The following is an 18,721-nucleotide window of genomic DNA, read 5'->3' on the forward strand; positions in this document are numbered from 1 at the left end:
GGTGGAACGGAAATCGCCGCCATTATCGATAGGGAAGCACATCCTGCAGCACCAGCGTGCGCAAGGGACCTTTGTGCCACAGGTTATCGAGGGCCGGCGCCTGCGGCATCAGCAGTTCCTTGAGCAAGGGCTCGAGCCGCGTGCTGCGGGGGTCGGCCAGCAGCACGTAGCGTGGATCCTCGTTGTCCGGCTCCTCGGCCAGCGGCCCGATCCAGTCGAGCGCAACCAGCGTTTCCAGCACCGGCGCGAGCTGCAGCGCATCGACCTTCATGCGCGCCACCAACTCGGCCGCGCCCAGCCCCTTGGCCGGTGTCGCCTGCGCGCGCGCCAGCTGCTGCAGCGTTTCCACCGCGAGCTGGAGCGGCCAGCCGGGCGTGCCGCCGCGTCGCGCGACGCCGGTCAGCAGGCTGGGCAGGTAGGCCGCGATCACCGCGCCCAGCAGCACGATGACCCAGGCGACGTAGATCCACACCAGCAGGATCGGCACGGTAGCAAAGGCGCCGTAGAGCACCGAATAAGTCGGCACCAGGCTCAGGTAATAGGCCAGGACGCGCTTGGCGATCTCGATCGCGGCAGCCACGAAGATGCCGCCGGCCCAGGCGTGCGCCCATTTCACGTGGGTGTTGGGCACGTAGTGGTAGAGCGAGGCCATGCCGCCCGCGAGCAGCACGAATTCGAAGGTGTCGAACACCAGCTTGAGCATGCCGCGGCCCACCACGTCGCGCGAGGCCGAGAAGACGTAGGCGGTGGTGCTCAGGCTCAGGGCCAGCACCAGCGGCCCGAGCGTGATCGCGGCCCAGTAGATCAGCACCCGCTGCGCGAAGGGCCGGGGCGTGCGCACGCGCCAGATGTTGTTGAGCGTCTTGTCCATCGTGAGGATCAGCGCGATGGCGGTCACCAGCAGCAGCACCAGCCCAGCGACGCCGAGGCCGCTGGCCTTGCTCGCGAATTGGTTGAGGTAGCCCAGCACCTGGCGCGCGATGTTGTCCGGGATCAGGCTCTCGATCAGCCAGCGCTGCACGCGCCCCTGCATGGCCGAGAACATCGGGAACACCGTGAACAGCGCCAGCGCCAAGGTGAAGAAGGGCACCATCGCGATGGTGGTGGTGAAGGTCAGGCTGCTGGCCGTGAGGCCCAGCCGGTCTTCGCGGAAACGCTCGCCCAGCACGGCGGCGGTATTGCCCCAGGGAAAGTGCGAAAGATCCCTCCAGAGTTGCCGGCGATTCATGGCCGGTATCATGCCATCGGGTCCTCTGCCGCTGCGGCGCCCGACCGATCGATTTCCCCTTGCCGTGACCGCTCCCAACGCCCCTCCTCCATCAGTTTCCGCCACGCGCTGGCTCGCCGTCGGCAGCCTAGTCGGCCTGATCGTGCTCGGCCTGGCCTGGGAGATGTGGCTGGCGCCGCTGCGTCCGGGCGGCTCCTGGCTGGCGCTCAAGGTGCTGCCGCTCGTAGTGCCGCTCGCGGGCCTGTTCAAGAACCGCATGTACACCTACCGCTGGGTCAGCCTGATGGTCTGGCTCTATTTCACCGAAGGCGTGGTGCGCGCCTGGAGCGACACCGACGGCACGAGCCAGGTGCTTGCGCTGATCGAGGTGGCGCTGTGCCTGGCGCTCTTCGTCGCCTGCGCCTGGCACGTTCGTCTTCGCCTGCGCCATGCGGCGCGGGCCCGCCATCTCGAAGGAGCCGCGCCATGAGCCCCGCCCGGCCGCCCGAAGGAGCTCGCACCGCAGTGCGGAGCACGGAGGTTATCCAATGAGCGCTTCGTTGATCGACAAGTTGCGCGCCATCGTCGGCGCCGCCCATGTGCTGACCGAGGGCGACCTCAGCGCCTACGAGCAGGATTGGCGCAAGCGCTCGCGCGGCAAGGCGCTCGCCGTCGTGAGGCCCGCCAGCACGCAGCAGGTGGCCGAGGTGGTCAAGGCCTGCGCGGCCGCCGGCACGGCGATCGTGCCGCAGGGCGGCAACACCGGCCTGGCGGTCGGCTCGATCCCGGACGAGAGCGGCACCCAGGTGCTGTTGAACCTGCAGCGCATGAACGCGATCCGCGGCATCGACGCCGCCAACCTCACGATGACGGTGGATGCCGGCTGCGTGCTGCAGACCCTGCAGGAGACTGCCGAGAAGGCCGGCTTCCTGTTCCCGCTGAGCCTGGCGGCCGAAGGCAGCTGCACCATCGGTGGCAACTTGGCGACCAACGCAGGCGGCACGCAGGTGCTGCGCTACGGCAATGCGCGCGAGCTGTGCCTGGGCCTCGAAGTCGTCACGCCGCAGGGCGGCATCTGGGAAGGCACCAGCGGTCTGCGCAAGGACAACACCGGCTACGACCTACGCGACCTGATGATCGGCAGCGAGGGTACGCTGGGCATCATCACCGCCGCGACGCTGAAACTCTATCCGCTGCCGGCCGCGCGGCTCACCGCCTGGGCGGCCGTGCCTTCGCTCGACGACGCGGTGACGCTGCTCGGCCTGGCGCACAAGCACCTGGGCTCCGAGCTCACGGGCTTCGAGGTGATGGGCAAGTTTGCGCTCAGCCTGGTCGGCAAGCACATGCCGCAGCTGCGCGTGCCCTTCGTCGACGATGCGGCAGTGCCTTACTGCGTGCTGCTGGAGAACTCCGACAGCGAATCCGAAGAACATGCCCGCGGCCGCTTCGAAGCGCTGCTCGAAACCGCCTTCGAAGCCGGCTGCGTCGGCGACGCGGTGGTGGCCGAGAACCTCACGCAGGCGCACCAGCTCTGGCACATCCGCGAAAGCATTCCGCTGGCGCAGGCCGAGGAAGGGCTCAACATCAAGCACGACATCTCGATTCCGGTGTCGCGCATCCCCGCCTTCGTGGCCGAGACCGACGCGCTGCTCGAGCGCGAGGTGCCGGGCGTGCGGCTGGTGAACTTCGGCCACCTCGGCGACGGCAACCTGCACTACAACGTGCAGGCGCCGGCCGGTTCGCACAACGGGGACTTCCTGCGCGAGCACGAAGCGCGCATCAACATGCTGGTCTACGACGCGGTCGAGAAGTTCGACGGCTCCTTCTCGGCCGAGCACGGCGTCGGCTCGCTCAAGATCGACAAGCTCGAGAAGCACAAGTCGCCGGTGGCGCTCGAGATGATGCGCGCCATCAAGCGCGGCCTGGACCCGCAGAACATCCTGAATCCGGGCCGGGTGATCCGGACGGAGAATTGACGCATGAATCGCCCCATCCGCTCCCAATACGAAGACTTCATGCGCCACGTCGCGACGACGGGCGTGCACAAGAGCGACCGCACCGGCACCGGCACCAGGAGCGTGTTCGGCCACCAGATGCGCTTCGACCTGAACGAAGGCTTTCCGCTGGTCACCACGAAGAAGGTGCACCTCAAGTCCATCATCCAGGAGCTGCTGTGGTTCCTGACCGGCTCCAGCAACAACAACTGGCTGAAGGAGCGCGGCGTCACCATCTGGGACGAATGGGCGCGCGAGGACGGCGACCTGGGTCCGGTCTACGGCGTGCAGTGGCGCAGCTGGCCGACGCCGGACGGCGGCCACATCGACCAGATCCAGCAGGTCATCGACACGCTCAAGACCAACCCGGATTCGCGCCGCATCATCGTGAGCGCATGGAACGTGGCCGAGCTCTCGAAGATGGCGCTGATGCCCTGCCATGCCTTCTTCCAGTTCTATGTGGCTCCTTCGACAGGCTCGGGACGGGGCCGCCTCTCGTGCCAGCTTTATCAGCGCAGCGCCGACATCTTTCTGGGCGTGCCCTTCAACATCGCGAGCTACGCGCTGCTCACGCACATGATCGCGCAGCAGTGCGATCTGGACGTGGGCGACTTCATCTGGACCGGCGGCGACTGCCACATCTACAGCAACCATGCCGAGCAGGTGGCGCTGCAGCTGAGCCGCACGCCCTACCCTTACCCCACGCTGGTCATCAAGCGCCGGCCGGCATCGGTCTTCGACTACGAATACGAGGACTTCGAGGTCGTCGACTACCAGCATCACCCGGCCATCAAGGCGCCCGTGGCCGTCTGAACCATGACGCGCATCAACCTGATCCTCGCACGCGCCGCCAACGGCGTGATCGGCCGCGACGGCGTGATGCCCTGGCATCTGCCCGAGGACATGGCGCACTTCAAGCAGCAGACTGCGGGTGCGCCGGTGATCATGGGCCGCAAGACCTGGGACTCGCTGCCGCCGCGCTTCCGCCCGCTGCCGGGCCGCCGCAACATCGTGATCACGCGCCAGGCGGATTGGCAGGGCGAGGGCGCGGAGCGTGCCGGAAGCCTGCGCGAGGCCTTGATCCGCTGCGAAGACGAGCAGTTGCCCGAGGTCTGGGTGATCGGCGGCGCACAGATCTATGCCGAGGCCGAGCCGCTCGCGCAACGCGCCCTCGTGACCGAGATCGGGCGCGACTACGAAGGCGACGCCTGGGCGCCGCGTTTCGACGTGTCCTGGCGCGAGACCGCCCGCGAGTCGCACGTCTCGGCCAACGGCCTGCCCTACGCCTTCGTCACGCTCGAGCGGCCCTGAGGCTGCGCCGAGTCTCCGGCTGACCACAGTGGCCTCACTGCATAGCCCCGACTCGCGCTACGCCGTCTATCGGCTGCTCGTGACCCTGCTGCTGATGACCATCGGCAGCAGCGGCATGTACGTGGTGTCCGTGGTCCTGCCCGCCGTGCAGGCCGAATTCGGCATCGCGCGCGCCGATGCGTCGCTGCCCTATACGCTGCTCATGATCGGCTTCGGCATCGGCGGCATGCTCATGGGCCGGCTGGCCGACCGCTTCGGCGTGATGTGGCCGTTGCTGCTCGGGGCGCTGTGCCTGGGCATCGGCTATGTTGCCTGCGCCCTGTCCGGCGGCATCCTTGCCTTCACCTTGGCTCAGGCGGTGCTCGTCGGCATGCTCGGCAGCGCCGCAGCCTTCGCGCCCCTGGTCGCCGACACCTCGCTCTGGTTCGTGAAGCGCAGGGGCATCGCGGTGGCGGTATGTGCCAGCGGCAACTACATGGCCGGCGCGGTGTGGCCGCCGATCGTGCAGCATTTCGTCGAGCTCGTCGGCTGGCGCCAGACCTACTTCGGCCTGGGCATCTTCTGCGGCCTGACGATGGCGGCGCTGGCGCTGCTCATGCGGCCGCGGCCCCCCGCGCTCCAGGCCGTTGCGGACGATCCGTCCGCGACGCACGCGTCGACCCCATCCGCCGCCGCGCGCCCCTTCGGACTCAGCCTCGGCACCGCGCAGGGCCTGCTCTGCATCTCGGGCGTGGCGTGCTGCGTCGCCATGGCGATGCCGCAGGTCCACATCGTGGCCTACTGCAGCGACCTCGGTTTCGGCGCCGCGCGCGGCGCGCAGATGCTGTCGCTGATGCTCGCCTGCGGCATCGTTAGCCGCCTGGTGTCGGGCTTCGTGTGCGACCGCATCGGGGGGCTGCGCACGCTGCTCCTGGGGGCTGCGCTTCAATGCATCGCGCTGGTGCTCTTCCTGCCCTTCGACGGACTGGTGTCCCTCTTCGTCGTGTCTGCCCTGTTCGGGCTTTTCCAGGGCGGCATCGTTCCTTCGTACGCCATCATCGTGCGCGAGCATTTCCCGCCCGCCGAGGCCGGTGCGCGTGTCGGCACGGTGCTCATGTGCACGCTCTTCGGCATGGCGCTGGGTGGCTGGATGTCCGGCAAGGTGTTCGACCTCACCGGCAGCTACCACGCGGCCTTCGTCAACGGCATCGCGTGGAACCTGGTGACGCTGTCGATCGCGGCCATGCTCTGGTGGCGCACGCGGCAGGAGCGACCGGCCCTGCGCTCCCTGTCTTCGTGACGCGCGGCTCAGTCGCCGATCGCCACGTACACCCGCCCGCCCTCGATCTTCACCGGATAGCTGCGCAAGTCCTCGGTGAGCGGCGCGCACATCGCCTTGCCGGTGCGCACGTCGAACTTGCCCTGGTGCAGCGGGCACTCGATCTCATGCCCTTCGAGAAAGCCGTCGCACAGCCGCGCCTGCCCGTGCGTGCAGGTGTTGCTCGTGGCGAAGACCTCGCCGTTCACGCTGTAGAGCGCGAGGTCGCGCCCCTCGACCTCGATGCCCAGCACGTCGTCGGCCGGCAGTTCGTCGACGGCGGCGGCGTCGGTCCAGGGAGTGGTGCTCATGTTCATCCTCGTAGCCTCGTCTCAGATCGGATAGATGATGGAATTCGGGATCATTTCGCTGTCGTAGACGACGAGGCGTGAAGCGAACTTCAGGCCTTCGGGCCGCCGCACGACCGTATCGATGTAGCGGCCCACGTTGAAGACGGTGGAGAGTTCGCTGAGCTTGGTGCGAAAGACCGCGTAGTTGGCTTCGCTGCGGATCGTGCCGTCCTCGTCGACGCCATGCACCAGCGGCAGGCCCACCACGTGGCGCTGGTAGTAGGGGTCGTGAAACAGCGTCTCGCGAATGCCGTAGACGCGGTCTTCCAGCATGCCCTTGCTCTCGAAGGACAAGGTGGCCAGCGGCAGTCCGCGCTCGTGATTCTCGCGCGGCTGCAGGCGGTAGCTGCACTCGTCGATGAAGAAGGCGGGCCACAGATCCCAGTTGCCGGAATCGACGGCGCGCGCGTAGTCGGCATAGAGCTGGCTCAACTCGAAGTAGTCATGCGGCGCCATGGTCATGCCTCCATCACCTTGCGCCAGTACTTGTACATGCCTCGGATCAAGGTCTCGGTCACCATGTGGTCGGTGTCTTCCACCTCGCGCCCGCCGAGCTCGGCCAGGGTGCGGTGGTAGGGCTTCTGCTCGAAGCCCTGCTGCGAGAACTCGATGACCTCGCCGTCGTCGGCCGAGACGAAACCGGCCGGCCCGAACAGGTTGGCCTGGCGCAGGCGCCGCTGCTGCATCTCCTCGCTGTCGTCCTCGAAGCCGAAGTGCGTCCAGACGAAATCGAAGGCGTCGTGGCCCACGGGCTGGATATGGCGCGTCGACACGCTGTTGACCTGCTGCTGCAGGATCACGCTCGGGAACAGCGTGGTCATCACCGCGGTCGGGCCGCCCCACCAGGGCTCCGGCACGATGTCGAGGAAGCGCGGGTCCTTGAGCTGCATGCTCTCCTTGAAACTGGACACCTGCGTGACCTGCGCAGCCTTGCCCGCGCTGCCGCGCGTCGAGATCATTGCGGCGTGGCGGCCGTGCACGTCCATCTTGAGCTCTGACTTGTTGTCCGCGCGCCAGAGGCCGAAGGTGACGAACCAGGTGTGCAGCAGGCCCGGGTGGTACGGGTCCTTGATGTTCTCCTGCATCAGCTTCCAGTTGCCCGGAATGCGCTGCCGGTTGTAGCCGAGGATCTTGAGCTTGCGGCCGTCGAACAGGCGGTCGAAGTAGTGCAGGATGGCCGGCCCCATGAAGTCTTCCAGCGACTCCACTTCGTGGTCGAAGGAGGCGAAGACCACGCCGCCGCGCGTGGCCACCTTGAGCTTGTTGAGGCTGTTCTCCTCGGGCTTGAAGTCGGCCGGCATGCCGCCGTTGACCTTGCCGTCCTGCTTGACGCCGCGCCGGAAGGGCACGCCCTGCAGGTCGCCCTTGAGCGTGTAGTTCCACTGGTGGTAGGGGCAGACGAATTCCTTGCGGTTGCCCTGGCGCTCGCGGCAGAAGCGCATGCCGCGGTGGGCGCAGACGTTCTCCACCACGTTGATGCCGCCTTCGGCGTCGCGCACCATGATCACCGAGCGCTCGCCGATCGCGGTGCGCTTGAAGTCGCCGGCGTTCGGAATCTCGGCTTCGAGGCCGACGTAGCACCAGTGCTTGTTGTAGAAGAAGCGCTCCAGCTCCTTCTTGTGCTGGTCCTCGCCGATGTAGGCCATGAAGGGGATGCGGCTGGTCTTCTCCGATTCCCAGTGGATCTTCTCGGGGAACACGATGGATTGGGGGGTGGTCATGGGAGTCTCCTTTTCTCGCTTTCTCTGTCTCAGGTGCCCTGCGTGTAGAAAGCATCGGCATGGATCTTCTCTGCGGCCAGGCCGCGGTCCTTGAGCAGCAGCGTGACCGCCTCGACCATCGGCGGCGAGCCGCAGAGGTAGGCGCGCCAGCCCTCGAAGCCGCCCGGCCAGTCGGACCGGATGGCATCGGTGATGAGCCCCTGGCGCGAGCCCGGGCGCATCGCGCCCGACACGCCGACCACGTGCACCTTGAGTCCCGCGTGCAGCGCCTGGAGTTCGCGCAGCTCGTCCAGGCCGTAGACGTCGGCGTCCGATCGCACGCCGAAATAGAGGTGGATCGGATTCGGCATGCCGGCCTCGATCGCGCCGCGCACGATGGCCAGCACGGGCGCCAGCCCCGTGCCGCCGGCCGCGCACAGGATCGGGCCGGTGTGCCGCGTGCGCAGGTAGGCGGCGCCCATCGGGCCGCTGACGCGGACCGCGTCGCCGGGCTTCAGCTGCTCGAAGACGTAGTCGGTCACGCGGCCGCCGGGCACGCGGCGCACGTGGAACTCGAGTTCCACATCGCCGCTGAGCCGGGCCATCGAATAGGGCCGCACATGCTCGGGCGCGAACTGCAGCTGGGCGTACTGGCCCGGCGAAAAGGACAAGGGCTTGGCCGGCTTCAGGCGCAGCCGGCGGATGTCGTGCGTGAGCGTCTCGATCTCGGCGATGGTGGCCTTGACGATGCGCGCCGGGTGCACGACCACTTCGTCAGGCTCGGGAATCTCGATGGTGCAGTTCTCGGTCAGCGTGCTCTGGCAGGCCAGCACATGGCTTTCGCGCAGGCCCTCGGGCCGCATCGCGTCCTGCCCCTGCCCTGCGTCCAGCACCCGCCCTTCGACCACCTTGCAGCGGCAGGTGCCGCAGCGCCCGGCCATGCAACTGTAGGAGACCGGCACCTGGTGCTCGCGCAGCACATCCAGCAGGTTTGCGCCGGGGCGGACCTCGATGGTGCGTGCGAAGGGGCGGATATGCAGTTCCATGGCGCCGATCATCGGCATCCTTCTCACATTGGCCAATAGAATCTCGTGAATTCATCGAATCACTGGTGTGAATAAAGGTGCGGCATGGAGCTTCGGGACATCGACCTCAACCTGCTGCTGGTCTTCGACCGGATGCTGGCCGAGAAGCGTGTCTCGGCCGTGGCGGAATCGCTCGGCCTCTCGCAGCCTGCCATCAGCAATGCGCTGGCGCGGCTGCGCCGGGCGTTCGGCGACGAGCTGTTCTTGCGCACCGCGCGCGGCATGGAACCCACCCCCTTCGCGCTGCAGCTCGCGGAGCCCGTGGCCTACGCGATGGGCACGCTGCACGGCGCGCTCAATCAACAGACCGTCTTCGATCCGGCCACCAGCACGCGCAGCTTCACGCTCGCGATGACGGACATCGGCGAGATCTACTTCGCGCCCGTGCTCATGGAGGTGCTGTCGCGCGCCGCGCCGGGCGTGACCATCAGCACCGTGCGCAACACCGCCGTCAACCTGCGCGACGCGATGGAGGCCGGCCAGGTGGACATCGCGATCGGCCTCTTGCCGCAGTTGAAGGCCAGCATCTTCCAGCGCCGGCTGTTCAAGCAGCGCTATGTGTGCCTGTTCAGCGCCACGCATCCGCTCGCGGCCAAGCCGAAGCTGACGCTGAAGGATTTCTCTGCCGCCGAGCACCTGCTGGTCAAGGCCGCGGGCACCGGCCACGGCCAGGTCGACGAGCTGATGGCGGCGCAGGGCATCGCCCGCCGCATCCGGCTCACCGTGCCGCATTTCGTGGCCATCGGCCATATCCTGCGCTCCACGCCGATGATCGCCACCGTGCCCGAGCGCCTGGCGCAAAGCATCGCCGAGCCCTTCGGACTGGTGTGGCGCACGCACCCGGTGGCGCTGCCGCAGATCGCGATCAACGCGTTCTGGCATGCGCGCTTCCACCGCGATCCGGGCAACCAGTGGTTGCGGGGCGTGCTGTTCGACCGCTTCGCCGACACCTGACTTCAGGCCGCGCGGCGCCGCGCCACAAAGCCCGGCGGCGGGATGAAGTTCCGGTCCGGACCCAGCCCGTTCGCGACGCCGAGCCGCGTGGCCAGGTGCGCCGCGTCATACGGCGCATGCACCTTGATGTCATTGTCGAAGTAGCAGAAGACGTCGCGCCGCGCCCGACGCGGCGCCGGCTGCGGCGATGCCCTTCGCGCGTCGTTCACCTGGCGGCCGCGGCGCCAGGCATCGATGCGTTCTGCCCAGCGATCGAGCGCGGCGTCCTCATAGCCGCTGGCGTAAAGCTCCTTGTCGCCATGCAGCCTCAGGTAGACGAAGTCGGCCGTCAGATCTTCGATCAGCGGCCAGCGTCCGGCCGTATCGGCCACCACCAGCGCGATCTTGTAGCGGCGCAGCATGGCGATGAAGCCGGGATCGATGAAGCTGCGATGGCGCACTTCGACGGCATGCCGCATTCGGCGTCGGGCAGGCGGCTTCAGCCAGGTCCGGCCCTCGAGGCGCTCGTCATGCGCGCGCGCGAGGGCGAGCGCCGCCCGGGTGTCGCCCGGCAGCAGCGAGAGGAAGGCCTCGAGACGCTCCGGGTCGTAGGGCAGGTTGGGCGGGAACTGCCACAGGATCGGACCCAGCTTCGAACGCAGGGCGAACAACCCCGAAGCAAGGAAGTTGGCCAGCGGAATGCGCACGTCCTTCAGCCGAAGCATGTGCGTGATGTAGCGCGAGCCCTTGACCGCGAACACGAAGTCGTCCGGCGTCTCGTCGTGCCATGCCTGGTACGACTCGGGGCGCTGCAACGAATAGAAGGAGCCGTTGAGCTCGATCGTGGACAGCATGCGCGACGCGAAGGCGAGTTCCCGACGCTGCGCAAGTCCGGGCGGGTAGAACCGCCCGCGCCATGGTTTGTATCGCCAGCCCGAGATCCCGATGCGGGCGTCGCCAGGTGTTCCAGCCATGGGGCGACGGTGCTGCCCTGCGACGGTCGCCAAGGTCAGCGGGCGGCCCGCCCCGCTGAAGGATATTTTCCAGGCCTACCAAGGGCCGGCAGCAGTGCACGCCATCGCCGAAGCGGCGTCCTACACAAGACACATGGGCCAGCTGACGCCCTTGTCCGCGGCATGGTCGAGCATGGACCTCAGACGTCAGCAAGCATGCATGGATGGATGTCGTTCCGTACTGCTTCAACTCCAAACTCCAATGACTGACCGCAAGGTGGCGTGATGGCCAAGAGAGGCGCCCAGGTTCGCTTCAAAGGCCGCTTGGTGCTGCTCGGTTTCGGTGTCGTCGGCCAGGCGGTCGCGCCCCTCCTGCTGCGGCACCTCGGGCTCAAACCCGACAAGCTCACGGTCGTGAAGGCGAGCGAAGACAAGACGGGAATTGCCGCCGAGCTCGGAATCGAAGTGATCGTGGCTCAGCTCGACGAAGGCAACCACATCGCCGTACTCGAACCGCTCCTCGGCAAGGGCGACTTCCTGCTCAACCTCTCGGTCGACGTATCCAGCCTTGCATTGATCAAGCTCTGCCGCCGCCTCGGCGCCTTCTACCTGGACACCTGCAACGAACCCTGGGGTGGCCGCTACGACGACCCATCCCTTCCCTTGTCGCGACGGTCCAACTACGCGTTGCGCGAAGAGCTGCTGGCCTTCCGCCTGGACAAGCGAACCGGGCCGACGGCGGTGGTCACCCAAGGTGCCAATCCGGGGCTGGTGTCGGCGCTGGTCAAACAGGCGCTTCTCAACATCGCAGCCGACGTCCATGTGCAGGTGGAGCCGCCCGAGAGCTACGAGGACTGGGCTGCGCTGGCCCGGAAGCTCGAGATCAAAGTCATTCACATCGCCGAACGCGACACCCAGAGCTCGCGCCAGCGCAAGGCAAGAGACGAGTTCGTCAACACCTGGTCCGTGCACGGCTTTGTCGATGAAGGACTGCAGCCTGCCGAACTGGGTTGGGGTGTCCACGAGAGACATTGGCCGGCCGACGCAAAGCGGCATGGCTTCGGCAGCGATGCGGCCATCTATCTGCGCCAGCCCGGCATCGGCACGCGAGTGCGCAGCTGGACGCCGCTGGAAGGCCCCTACCAGGGCTTCCTCATTACGCACGCGGAATCGATCTCGATCGCCGACCACCTGAGCTTGCGCAAGGACGGCGAGGTGGTGTACCGGCCCACCGTCCATTACGCGTACCACCCTTGCGACGACGCCGTGCTGTCGCTGCACGAGATGGCCGGCAAGAACTGGCAGCTGCAGCATCGCAAGCGGATCATGCGAGAAGAAATCAGCGAGGGCATGGACGAGCTCGGCGTGCTTCTGATGGGCAATCCGAAAGGCGTGTACTGGTTCGGCTCGCGCCTGACCATCGAGCAGGCCCGTGAACTCGCTCCCTACAACAACGCCACCAGCCTGCAGGTCGTGGCCGGCATTCTGGGCGGCATGGTGTGGGCCTTGCGCAATCCGGATGCCGGCTTGGTCGAACCGGACGAGCTCGATCACCAGACAGTGCTCGAAGTCGCCTTGCCCTACCTGGGCGAAGTCACCGGGGTGTACGGCGACTGGACACCGCTGAAAGACCGCAGCACCCTTTTCGACGAGGACATGGACCGGGAGGACCCGTGGCAGTTCCTCAACTTCCGGGTGAGCTGAATTGCTGCTGCGCAAAGAACTCGGCGTCATCGAGAACTCCTACTACGAGGCCAGCGTCCGGCGACCCGCTCCCACGCAGTCGCTGGCCGAGGTCACCAGCGCCGACGTCTGCGTGGTCGGCGGCGGTTACGCAGGCGTGTCGGCCGCGCTGGAACTGGCTGCACGCGGCTACGCTGTGGTGCTGCTCGAGGCGCAGCGCATCGGCTGGGGCGCCTCGGGCCGCAATGGCGGCCAGGTGATCGTCGGTTTCGGTTCGGACGGCGAATGCGCGATCGAAAAGCAGTTCCCGCGCGAGGACGCGCGGCGGGCCTGGGACATTTCGGTGGAAGGACTGCGCCTTCTGCGCGAGCGCATCCAGCGCCATGCCATCGATTGCGAATGGCAGTCCGGCTTCTTGAGCCTCGCAGTCAAGCCCTCCAAGTCGCGCACGCTGCGCGGATGGATGGACCATGTGATGCAGAGCTACGGATACCCGCTCGAGTGGATCGGCCCCGGCGACATCGGCCAGTGGCTGGCCAGCGGACGTTTCGACTCTGGCGTGTTCGACCCCGGCTCCGGCCACCTGCACCCGCTCAAATACTGCCTCGGCCTGGCGGCTGCCGCCCATGCAGCCGGCGTGCGCATCCACGAAAACTCTGCCGCGTATGTGATCGACCGCGGCGACAAGCCGGTCGTCAAGACGGCGCAGGGCGAGGTTCGGTGCCGCTTCGTCATCCTGGCAGGGAACGTCTATCTGGCCGAGTACGGCGACGACGTGGCACCCGAAGTGTCGGCACGGATCATGCCGGTCGGCACCTACATGATTGCTACCGAACCGATGGGCCAGGAGCGCGCAGACGTTCTCATGCGAAGACGGCCGGCGGCATCCGATACCAACTTCGTGCTCGACTACTTTCGCTTGAGCGCCGATCACCGGCTCCTGTTCGGCGCAGGCGACAGCTACAGCGCCACCACACCGCGCAACCTCATCGCACGAATCCGCAAGAGCATGCTCGGCGTGTTTCCGCAACTGGCCGATCTGGAGATTCCTCACGCCTGGGGCGGCTTCGTCGACATCACCATGAACAAGGCGCCCGACTTCGGTCGGGTCGGCCACAACATCTATTACCTTCAGGGCTTCTCCGGCCACGGCGTCGCGCTGGCAGGCATCGCGGGAAAGCTCGCGGCCGAAGCCATCGCGGGGCAAGCGGAGCGCTTCGATCTGTTCGCACGCATCAGGCATCACCTTTTCCCGGGCGGGTCCCTGCTTCGCACGCCGGCGCTGGTCCTCGGGATGCTGTACTACCGCTTTCGCGACCTGTTGTGAGCCCGGCGTTCCCGAGGGTCCGGGTGGTAGGACGTCCAGGCGCCATGTATCCTGCGCTCGATGCCGAAACCTTCATCGCCAGAAGCTGCAGATCCCGAGGAGCGAAACGACGCCGGCTGGCTCACGCGAGCGCGTACCTCGGCTTTGGTGCTGATCGTGATCACCGCGTTGGCGCTCTACCTGTGCTGGAAGCTGATGCAGCCCTTCGTTCCAGCGCTGGCATGGGCGCTGGCATTGGCCATCATCGGCTACCGGCTGCATCAATGGCTGGCCAGGCGGATTCCCCATCGCAATGTCAGTGCAGGCTTGGCCACGGCGGCGCTGATCGTGTTCATTGCCGTCCCCATCGCCGCAACGGCGCCGAGTGTCGCGAGCAAGGTGAACGAGGGCTGGGAGAATCTGCGTTCGGAATCGGTGCAGAGCAGGATCAACAAGGCGATTCGCAGCAATCCGGCATTGGCACCGCTCGTTTCCCTGGTCGTACGGCATTCCCCCTCGGGCGAAGAGCTGTCGAAGCGGATCGCACCGGGCTTGTCGAGGCTGGTGGCCGGCTCGTTGTGGGCGGGCATGGAGCTCCTGATCACCTTCTTCGCACTGTTCTACCTGTTGCGCGATCGGGAACAGGCATTGAGCTATCTGCGTTCGACACTGCCGTTGACGACACGCGAGACCAGCCGGCTCTTCAAGCGGATTGCAGAGGTTGTTCGCGCGAGCGTTCTCGGAACGCTGCTGGTGGCAGCGGTTCAGGGCCTGCTGGGCGGTCTCATGTTCTGGTGGCTCGGCCTGCCGGCACCACTGCTGTGGGGCGCGGTGATGTTCGTGCTGTCGGTGCTGCCGATCATGGGCGCGGCCATCGTCTGGATTCCCGCTGCCATTCTCCTGGCGATGGAAGGCAGCTGGGAGAAGGCGCTGATTCTGACCATCTGGGGCTCGGTGGTGGTTGCGCTCATCGACAATCTTCTCTACCCCGTCTTTGTCGGCAACAAGCTGCGCCTGCATACGCTGCTGGTCTTCATCGCGATCGTCGGCGGCCTGCTCTTGTTCGGCGCATCCGGGCTCGTCCTGGGGCCTCTCGTACTCGCGGTCACCATCGCGGCGGTAGACATCTGGCACGACCGCACGGCCGCTGGCCGGGCCGCCGACACGCCACCTGCCGGTTCCTGACCGGGGTAGACGGCCGGTTCGAGAAAAATCCCTACATCAAGGGGCACCACCGCCCACATGCGGGGAGCTCATGATCGCGCGATGTTTGGATTCTGAAAGGAGTCCGAACATGGCACAAAGCACCACTGAAGCGTTCCGGTTTCCTACCGCCGAGAACCACGACGCGCCGCTCCAGCAGGAAGGGCCCTTGGCGCAGGAGCCGACCGAATCGGCGCTGGACCATGGCGTGGAAGAATCATTCCCGGCCAGTGATCCCGTATCGGTCACCACGAGCAGAGTCATTCCCCCTGCGGCCGGCGAGGCTCGCGTGGCGCGCGAATCTTCCAGGCGGCTCGACTCGCGGCCACGGTCGGCGCTGCGCACCGGACTCATCGCCGGCGCCGGAGCGAGCGTGCTGTCCACGGCAGCGCTGATGCTGGCGGGCCGCCACGAGACAGGCAGTGCCGTTGCGCCGACCAATGCAACCAGTCACTGGCTATGGGGAAAAGAGTCTCTAGCTGCCGACCGCGCCACCCTTCGTCATACCGCTCTGGGTTACCTCACTCACCACCTCGCCGCCACCTTCTGGGCGACCCTGTATGCGTGGTTGTACGGCAATCGGCCAAGCGCCCAGTCGATTCCTGCTGCGTTGGCAGGCGCCACGGCGGCGGCTGCGTTCTCGTGCGTGGTCGACTACACCGTCACCCCGGAAAGGCTCAGACCCGGTTTCGAGCATCGGCTGTCGAAGCCTGCCATGTCCGCCATGTACCTCGCATTCGCGATCGGCCTCGCGGCCGGCTGCCTGTTCGCCAACCGGCGCAGCCGGCCCTGAACAGGAAAGGAGAGGCGATGAAATCGACCAACATTTCGAAAGAGGTCGACGCGCTGCGTTTCGCGGCGCAACCCTTGAGCGGCTCTGACGAGGACCACGATGCGCTGCTCGAGCTGATCGGCGACGCGCACCTCGTGCTGCTCGGCGAGGCTTCTCACGGCACGCACGAGTTCTACCGCGAGCGCGCGAACATCACCCGGCGCCTGATGGCCGAAAAAGGCTTCGACGCCGTGGCGATCGAAGGCGACTGGCCCGATGCCTACCGGATCAATCGCTTCGTGCGAGGCACGAGCGGCGACGCGACCGCGTTCGATGCGCTGGCCGGCTTCAAGCGCTTCCCGACCTGGATGTGGCGCAACACCGATGTCCTCGACTTCGTCAAATGGCAGCGCGCCTTCAACGACGCCAGGCCGGCACGGGAAAGAACAGGTTTCTACGGACTCGACCTCTACAGCCTGATGGCTTCGATGGAGGCCGTGCTGGGGTACTTCGACAAGACGGATGCCGAATCGGCGCGGCGCGCCCGCGAGCGCTATGCCTGCTTCGACCAGTTCGGCGACGACAGCCAGGTCTACGGCCTGATGGTCGGCCTCGGGTCCGCACTGTCGTGCGAGCAGGAGGTGATCGGCATGCTGGTCGAGATGCGCCGCCGCGCCGCTGCCGCCGGACGCGGCGGCAGCGCTGCGGATGAGGAAGAGGCGTTCGACGCCGAACAGAACGCCCGCCTGGTCAAGAACGCGGAGGCGTACTACCGCTCGATGTACCTGAGCGACGTGTCCTCATGGAACATGCGCGACCAGCACATGAGCGAGACGCTGGGCGAACTGGAGCGCCACTTGGGGCGGCACGGCGAGCGTCCCAGGATCGTGGTGTGGGCTCACAATTCCCATCTCGGCGATGCGCGCGCGACCGAGATGGGTCAGCGGCGAGGCGAACTCAACGTCGGCCAGCTGGTGCGCGAACGCCATGGCCGCGATGCGGTGCTGGTCGGCTTCACGACCCACGCCGGCACCGTGACCGCCGCATCCGACTGGGGCGCAGCGGCCGAGCGCAAGCAGGTTCTGCCCTCACGATCCGACAGCTACGAGGGCCTCATGCACGAGACCGGATTCGGTCGGTTCATGCTGCCCTTGCGCGGCGGAGGCAGCCACGTTCTGGCTTTGCAGGAAGCTCGGCTCGAGCGTGCGATCGGCGTCATCTACCGCCCCGGCACCGAGCGCCAGAGCCATTACTTCTTCGCTCGGCTGCCGGCGCAATTCGACGCGCTGCTTCACGTCGACGAGTCACGTGCGGTCGAGCCGCTGGAGCGCGAAACCGGATGGAAGGACGCCGAGGCGCCTGAGACCTATCCCTCGGGGGTGTAGCCATGGACTCCGCACCAGGATCGGTGGAGCAGCTCGCGCTTCGAATCGATTTGCGGAGCGCGGTGCTCGAGGCCGACCTGAGCCTGCCGGGCACGGCCCGCGGAGTCGTGCTGTTCGCGCATGGAAGCGGGAGCAGCCGCTTCAGTCCGCGCAATCGCCAGGTTGCCCGGCAGCTCAACGAGGCTCAGTTGGCAACCGTGCTTGCAGACCTGCTGACGCCCGCCGAAGAAGCTATCGACGAACGCACACGCCAACTGCGTTTCGACATCCAACTGCTCGCCGAACGGCTGGTCGAGCTGACCGACTGGCTGCGCGCCGACACGCGGACTGTCACCCTGAACATCGGCTATTTCGGCGCGAGCACCGGGGCTGGGTCCGCACTGGTGGCGGCGGCGCAGCGACCCGATACCGTTCGCGCCGTGGTCTCCCGCGGCGGCCGGCCGGACCTGGCCGGGCAAGCGTTGGCACGCGTTCGCGCGCCCACGCTCTTGATCGTCGGCGGCAACGACGGGGCGGTGATCGATCTGAACCGGCAAGCGCTCGGGTTGCTGCACAGCCAGAAGCAGCTTGCGATCGTGCCTGGGGCGACCCACCTGTTCGAAGAGCCCGGCGCGCTCGACACTGTTTCCGCGCTGGCGCGCGACTGGTTCCTCGGCCATCTCGACCGTCCGCTCTAGGAAGTACAGCGCTGTCGCCGGCATGAGGGATCCGCCCAAGGCCAGACAGCGCATCAGGCAAACCCTGTGCACCTCGGGGCACAATCAGCCCTGCCATGAGCGCCATTGCCGAACCGTCCTCCCCCACCCCGCATGCCGCGCCGCGAATCCGCGTGCTGATCGCCGACGACCAGGCACTGATCCGTCGTGGCATGGCCATGCTGCTGGACGCCGCGCCGGACATCAAGGTCGTCGGCCAGGCGGCCGACGGCGCGGAAGCCGTGGAGCTGGCCCGCCGCCTGCTGCCGGACGTGGTGTTGATGGATCTGCACATGCCGCGCAAGGGCGGCGTGCTGGCGACGCGCGAGATCTCGGCCGCCTTGCCGCACACGCGCGTGATGGTGCTGACCACCTTCGACCGCGACGACCTGGTCTTCGACGCGGTGCGTGCCGGCGCGCAGGCCTACCTGCTCAAGGACGCCTCGGAAGAAGAGGTGCTGGACACTGTCCGGGCGGTGCATCGCGGCGAGTCGCGGCTGACGCCACAGATCGCGCGCAAGGTGATGGACCAGTTCCGGCTGCTGGCCGATCGCGTCGCACAGGAGCCGCTACCTCCGCCGGCGCCGGATGCCCGCGCCGCGACGCAGGCCGCCGCGCCCGGCCAGCTATCGCAGCCCGATGCGACCAAACCGCTGACTGAACGCGAAGCCGCCGTGCTCGAACTGATCGCCAAGGGCTACGGCAATCGCCAGATCGCCACGACGCTCAACCTGGCCGAGGGGACGGCAAAGAACCACGTCAGCCGGATCATGCAAAAGCTTCACGCGAACACCCGCACCGAATTGGCGGTGCTGGTGCTCGCGCGCAAGGGCAAGCCCTGAGACAA

The 18,721-nt window shown here is 66.9% G+C and carries 19 protein-coding genes; 13 read left to right on the forward strand and 6 right to left on the reverse strand.

Translation table 11 applies throughout. From position 1 onward, the window contains the following. Positions 1 to 22: 22 nt before the first annotated feature. Complete coding sequence (locus AC3A6B_RS00740; RefSeq protein ID WP_487834836.1) at positions 23 to 1,240, reverse strand: YihY family inner membrane protein; 1,218 nt, start codon at positions 1,238 to 1,240, stop codon at positions 23 to 25. Between the two features lie 52 nt (positions 1,241 to 1,292). On the opposite strand from AC3A6B_RS00740, the gene AC3A6B_RS00745 reads away from it, so the two are divergent. From AC3A6B_RS00745 to AC3A6B_RS00765, 5 genes are all read left to right on the forward strand, one after another. Continuing rightward, on the forward strand, positions 1,293 to 1,697 hold the full coding sequence (locus AC3A6B_RS00745) for a DUF2069 domain-containing protein (RefSeq protein WP_487834837.1): 405 nt from the start codon (positions 1,293 to 1,295) through the stop codon (positions 1,695 to 1,697). A gap of 58 nt (positions 1,698 to 1,755) precedes the next feature. Next, positions 1,756 to 3,183 (forward strand): FAD-binding oxidoreductase, encoded by a 1,428-nt coding sequence (locus AC3A6B_RS00750; RefSeq protein WP_487834838.1) that lies wholly within the window; start codon positions 1,756 to 1,758, stop codon positions 3,181 to 3,183. Positions 3,184 to 3,186: 3 nt separating this feature from the next. Continuing rightward, on the forward strand, positions 3,187 to 4,014 hold the full coding sequence (locus AC3A6B_RS00755; protein ID WP_487834839.1) for a thymidylate synthase: 828 nt from the start codon (positions 3,187 to 3,189) through the stop codon (positions 4,012 to 4,014). A 3-nt stretch (positions 4,015 to 4,017) separates the two neighbouring features. After that, positions 4,018 to 4,512: a dihydrofolate reductase gene (locus tag AC3A6B_RS00760; protein WP_487834840.1), complete on the forward strand. Its 495-nt coding sequence runs from the start codon at positions 4,018 to 4,020 to the stop codon at positions 4,510 to 4,512. Between the two features lie 94 nt (positions 4,513 to 4,606). Next, positions 4,607 to 5,791: an MFS transporter gene (locus AC3A6B_RS00765; protein WP_487835227.1), complete on the forward strand. Its 1,185-nt coding sequence runs from the start codon at positions 4,607 to 4,609 to the stop codon at positions 5,789 to 5,791. An 8-nt stretch (positions 5,792 to 5,799) separates the two neighbouring features. Here the strand turns inward: AC3A6B_RS00765 and AC3A6B_RS00770 are convergent, their stop codons facing one another. Genes AC3A6B_RS00770 through AC3A6B_RS00785 form a run of 4 tightly spaced genes read right to left on the reverse strand, consistent with a single transcriptional unit; the run spans position 5,800 to position 8,905 of the window. Continuing rightward, on the reverse strand, positions 5,800 to 6,120 hold the full coding sequence (locus tag AC3A6B_RS00770; protein ID WP_487834841.1) for a non-heme iron oxygenase ferredoxin subunit: 321 nt from the start codon (positions 6,118 to 6,120) through the stop codon (positions 5,800 to 5,802). A 21-nt stretch (positions 6,121 to 6,141) separates the two neighbouring features. Beyond that, a complete protein-coding gene (locus tag AC3A6B_RS00775; protein WP_093103138.1) occupies positions 6,142 to 6,615 on the reverse strand; it encodes an aromatic-ring-hydroxylating dioxygenase subunit beta in 474 nt (157 codons plus the stop codon). Between the two features lie 2 nt (positions 6,616 to 6,617). Next, positions 6,618 to 7,880 (reverse strand): aromatic ring-hydroxylating dioxygenase subunit alpha, encoded by a 1,263-nt coding sequence (locus tag AC3A6B_RS00780; protein ID WP_487834842.1) that lies wholly within the window; start codon positions 7,878 to 7,880, stop codon positions 6,618 to 6,620. Positions 7,881 to 7,909: 29 nt separating this feature from the next. Further along, positions 7,910 to 8,905, reverse strand: a complete 996-nt coding sequence (locus AC3A6B_RS00785; protein ID WP_487835228.1) for a 2Fe-2S iron-sulfur cluster-binding protein — start codon at positions 8,903 to 8,905, stop codon at positions 7,910 to 7,912. 84 nt (positions 8,906 to 8,989) lie between these two features. Here AC3A6B_RS00785 and AC3A6B_RS00790 point away from each other — a divergent pair, with 84 nt between their 5' ends. Beyond that, a complete protein-coding gene (locus AC3A6B_RS00790; protein WP_487834843.1) occupies positions 8,990 to 9,898 on the forward strand; it encodes a LysR family transcriptional regulator in 909 nt (302 codons plus the stop codon). A 2-nt stretch (positions 9,899 to 9,900) separates the two neighbouring features. Here the strand turns inward: AC3A6B_RS00790 and AC3A6B_RS00795 are convergent, their stop codons facing one another. Next, entirely contained in the window at positions 9,901 to 10,851 is a 951-nt protein-coding gene (locus tag AC3A6B_RS00795) for a DUF72 domain-containing protein (protein ID WP_487834844.1), read from the reverse strand. A 264-nt stretch (positions 10,852 to 11,115) separates the two neighbouring features. Here AC3A6B_RS00795 and AC3A6B_RS00800 point away from each other — a divergent pair, with 264 nt between their 5' ends. The 7 genes from AC3A6B_RS00800 to AC3A6B_RS00830 all read left to right on the forward strand — a co-directional run bounded on the left by AC3A6B_RS00800 (position 11,116) and on the right by AC3A6B_RS00830 (position 18,716). Then, a complete protein-coding gene (locus AC3A6B_RS00800) occupies positions 11,116 to 12,534 on the forward strand; it encodes a homospermidine synthase (RefSeq protein WP_487834845.1) in 1,419 nt (472 codons plus the stop codon). Position 12,535: 1 nt separating this feature from the next. Next, positions 12,536 to 13,840 carry an NAD(P)/FAD-dependent oxidoreductase gene (locus AC3A6B_RS00805; protein ID WP_487834846.1) on the forward strand — a complete coding sequence of 435 codons (1,305 nt, stop codon included), beginning with the start codon at positions 12,536 to 12,538 and terminating at the stop codon, positions 13,838 to 13,840. A 147-nt stretch (positions 13,841 to 13,987) separates the two neighbouring features. Next, positions 13,988 to 15,004: an AI-2E family transporter gene (locus AC3A6B_RS00810; protein ID WP_487834847.1), complete on the forward strand. Its 1,017-nt coding sequence runs from the start codon at positions 13,988 to 13,990 to the stop codon at positions 15,002 to 15,004. Positions 15,005 to 15,113: 109 nt separating this feature from the next. Continuing rightward, the gene (locus AC3A6B_RS00815; RefSeq protein WP_487834848.1) at positions 15,114 to 15,815 is read left to right on the forward strand and encodes a hypothetical protein; all 702 of its coding nucleotides are present in this window, start codon (positions 15,114 to 15,116) and stop codon (positions 15,813 to 15,815) included. Between the two features lie 17 nt (positions 15,816 to 15,832). Beyond that, positions 15,833 to 17,179: an erythromycin esterase family protein gene (locus AC3A6B_RS00820; RefSeq protein ID WP_487834849.1), complete on the forward strand. Its 1,347-nt coding sequence runs from the start codon at positions 15,833 to 15,835 to the stop codon at positions 17,177 to 17,179. Positions 17,180 to 17,181: 2 nt separating this feature from the next. Next, a complete protein-coding gene (locus AC3A6B_RS00825) occupies positions 17,182 to 17,856 on the forward strand; it encodes a dienelactone hydrolase family protein (RefSeq protein ID WP_487834850.1) in 675 nt (224 codons plus the stop codon). A 152-nt stretch (positions 17,857 to 18,008) separates the two neighbouring features. Continuing rightward, positions 18,009 to 18,716 carry a response regulator transcription factor gene (locus tag AC3A6B_RS00830; RefSeq protein WP_487834851.1) on the forward strand — a complete coding sequence of 236 codons (708 nt, stop codon included), beginning with the start codon at positions 18,009 to 18,011 and terminating at the stop codon, positions 18,714 to 18,716. The last annotated feature ends 5 nt before the right edge of the window (positions 18,717 to 18,721 follow it).

This window comes from Variovorax sp. Soil_C_33, from assembly GCF_057656935.1.

Bases quoted from the DNA above. Each gene is read 5' to 3' on its own strand.
- AC3A6B_RS00770 (WP_487834841.1), bottom strand. From the start codon at position 6,120: ATGAGCACCACTCCCTGGACCGACGCCGCCGCCGTCGACGAACTGCCG.
- AC3A6B_RS00780 (WP_487834842.1), bottom strand. From the start codon at position 7,880: ATGACCACCCCCCAATCCATCGTGTTCCCCGAGAAGATCCACTGGGAA.
- AC3A6B_RS00825 (WP_487834850.1), top strand. From the start codon at position 17,182: ATGGACTCCGCACCAGGATCGGTGGAGCAGCTCGCGCTTCGAATCGAT.
- AC3A6B_RS00750 (WP_487834838.1), top strand. From the start codon at position 1,756: ATGAGCGCTTCGTTGATCGACAAGTTGCGCGCCATCGTCGGCGCCGCC.
- AC3A6B_RS00790 (WP_487834843.1), top strand. From the start codon at position 8,990: ATGGAGCTTCGGGACATCGACCTCAACCTGCTGCTGGTCTTCGACCGG.
- AC3A6B_RS00755 (WP_487834839.1), top strand. From the start codon at position 3,187: ATGAATCGCCCCATCCGCTCCCAATACGAAGACTTCATGCGCCACGTC.
- AC3A6B_RS00800 (WP_487834845.1), top strand. From the start codon at position 11,116: ATGGCCAAGAGAGGCGCCCAGGTTCGCTTCAAAGGCCGCTTGGTGCTG.
- AC3A6B_RS00795 (WP_487834844.1), bottom strand. From the start codon at position 10,851: ATGGCTGGAACACCTGGCGACGCCCGCATCGGGATCTCGGGCTGGCGA.
- AC3A6B_RS00760 (WP_487834840.1), top strand. From the start codon at position 4,018: ATGACGCGCATCAACCTGATCCTCGCACGCGCCGCCAACGGCGTGATC.
- AC3A6B_RS00775 (WP_093103138.1), bottom strand. From the start codon at position 6,615: ATGGCGCCGCATGACTACTTCGAGTTGAGCCAGCTCTATGCCGACTAC.
- AC3A6B_RS00815 (WP_487834848.1), top strand. From the start codon at position 15,114: ATGGCACAAAGCACCACTGAAGCGTTCCGGTTTCCTACCGCCGAGAAC.
- AC3A6B_RS00820 (WP_487834849.1), top strand. From the start codon at position 15,833: ATGAAATCGACCAACATTTCGAAAGAGGTCGACGCGCTGCGTTTCGCG.
- AC3A6B_RS00785 (WP_487835228.1), bottom strand. From the start codon at position 8,905: ATGGAACTGCATATCCGCCCCTTCGCACGCACCATCGAGGTCCGCCCC.
- AC3A6B_RS00740 (WP_487834836.1), bottom strand. From the start codon at position 1,240: ATGATACCGGCCATGAATCGCCGGCAACTCTGGAGGGATCTTTCGCAC.
- AC3A6B_RS00765 (WP_487835227.1), top strand. From the start codon at position 4,607: ATGACCATCGGCAGCAGCGGCATGTACGTGGTGTCCGTGGTCCTGCCC.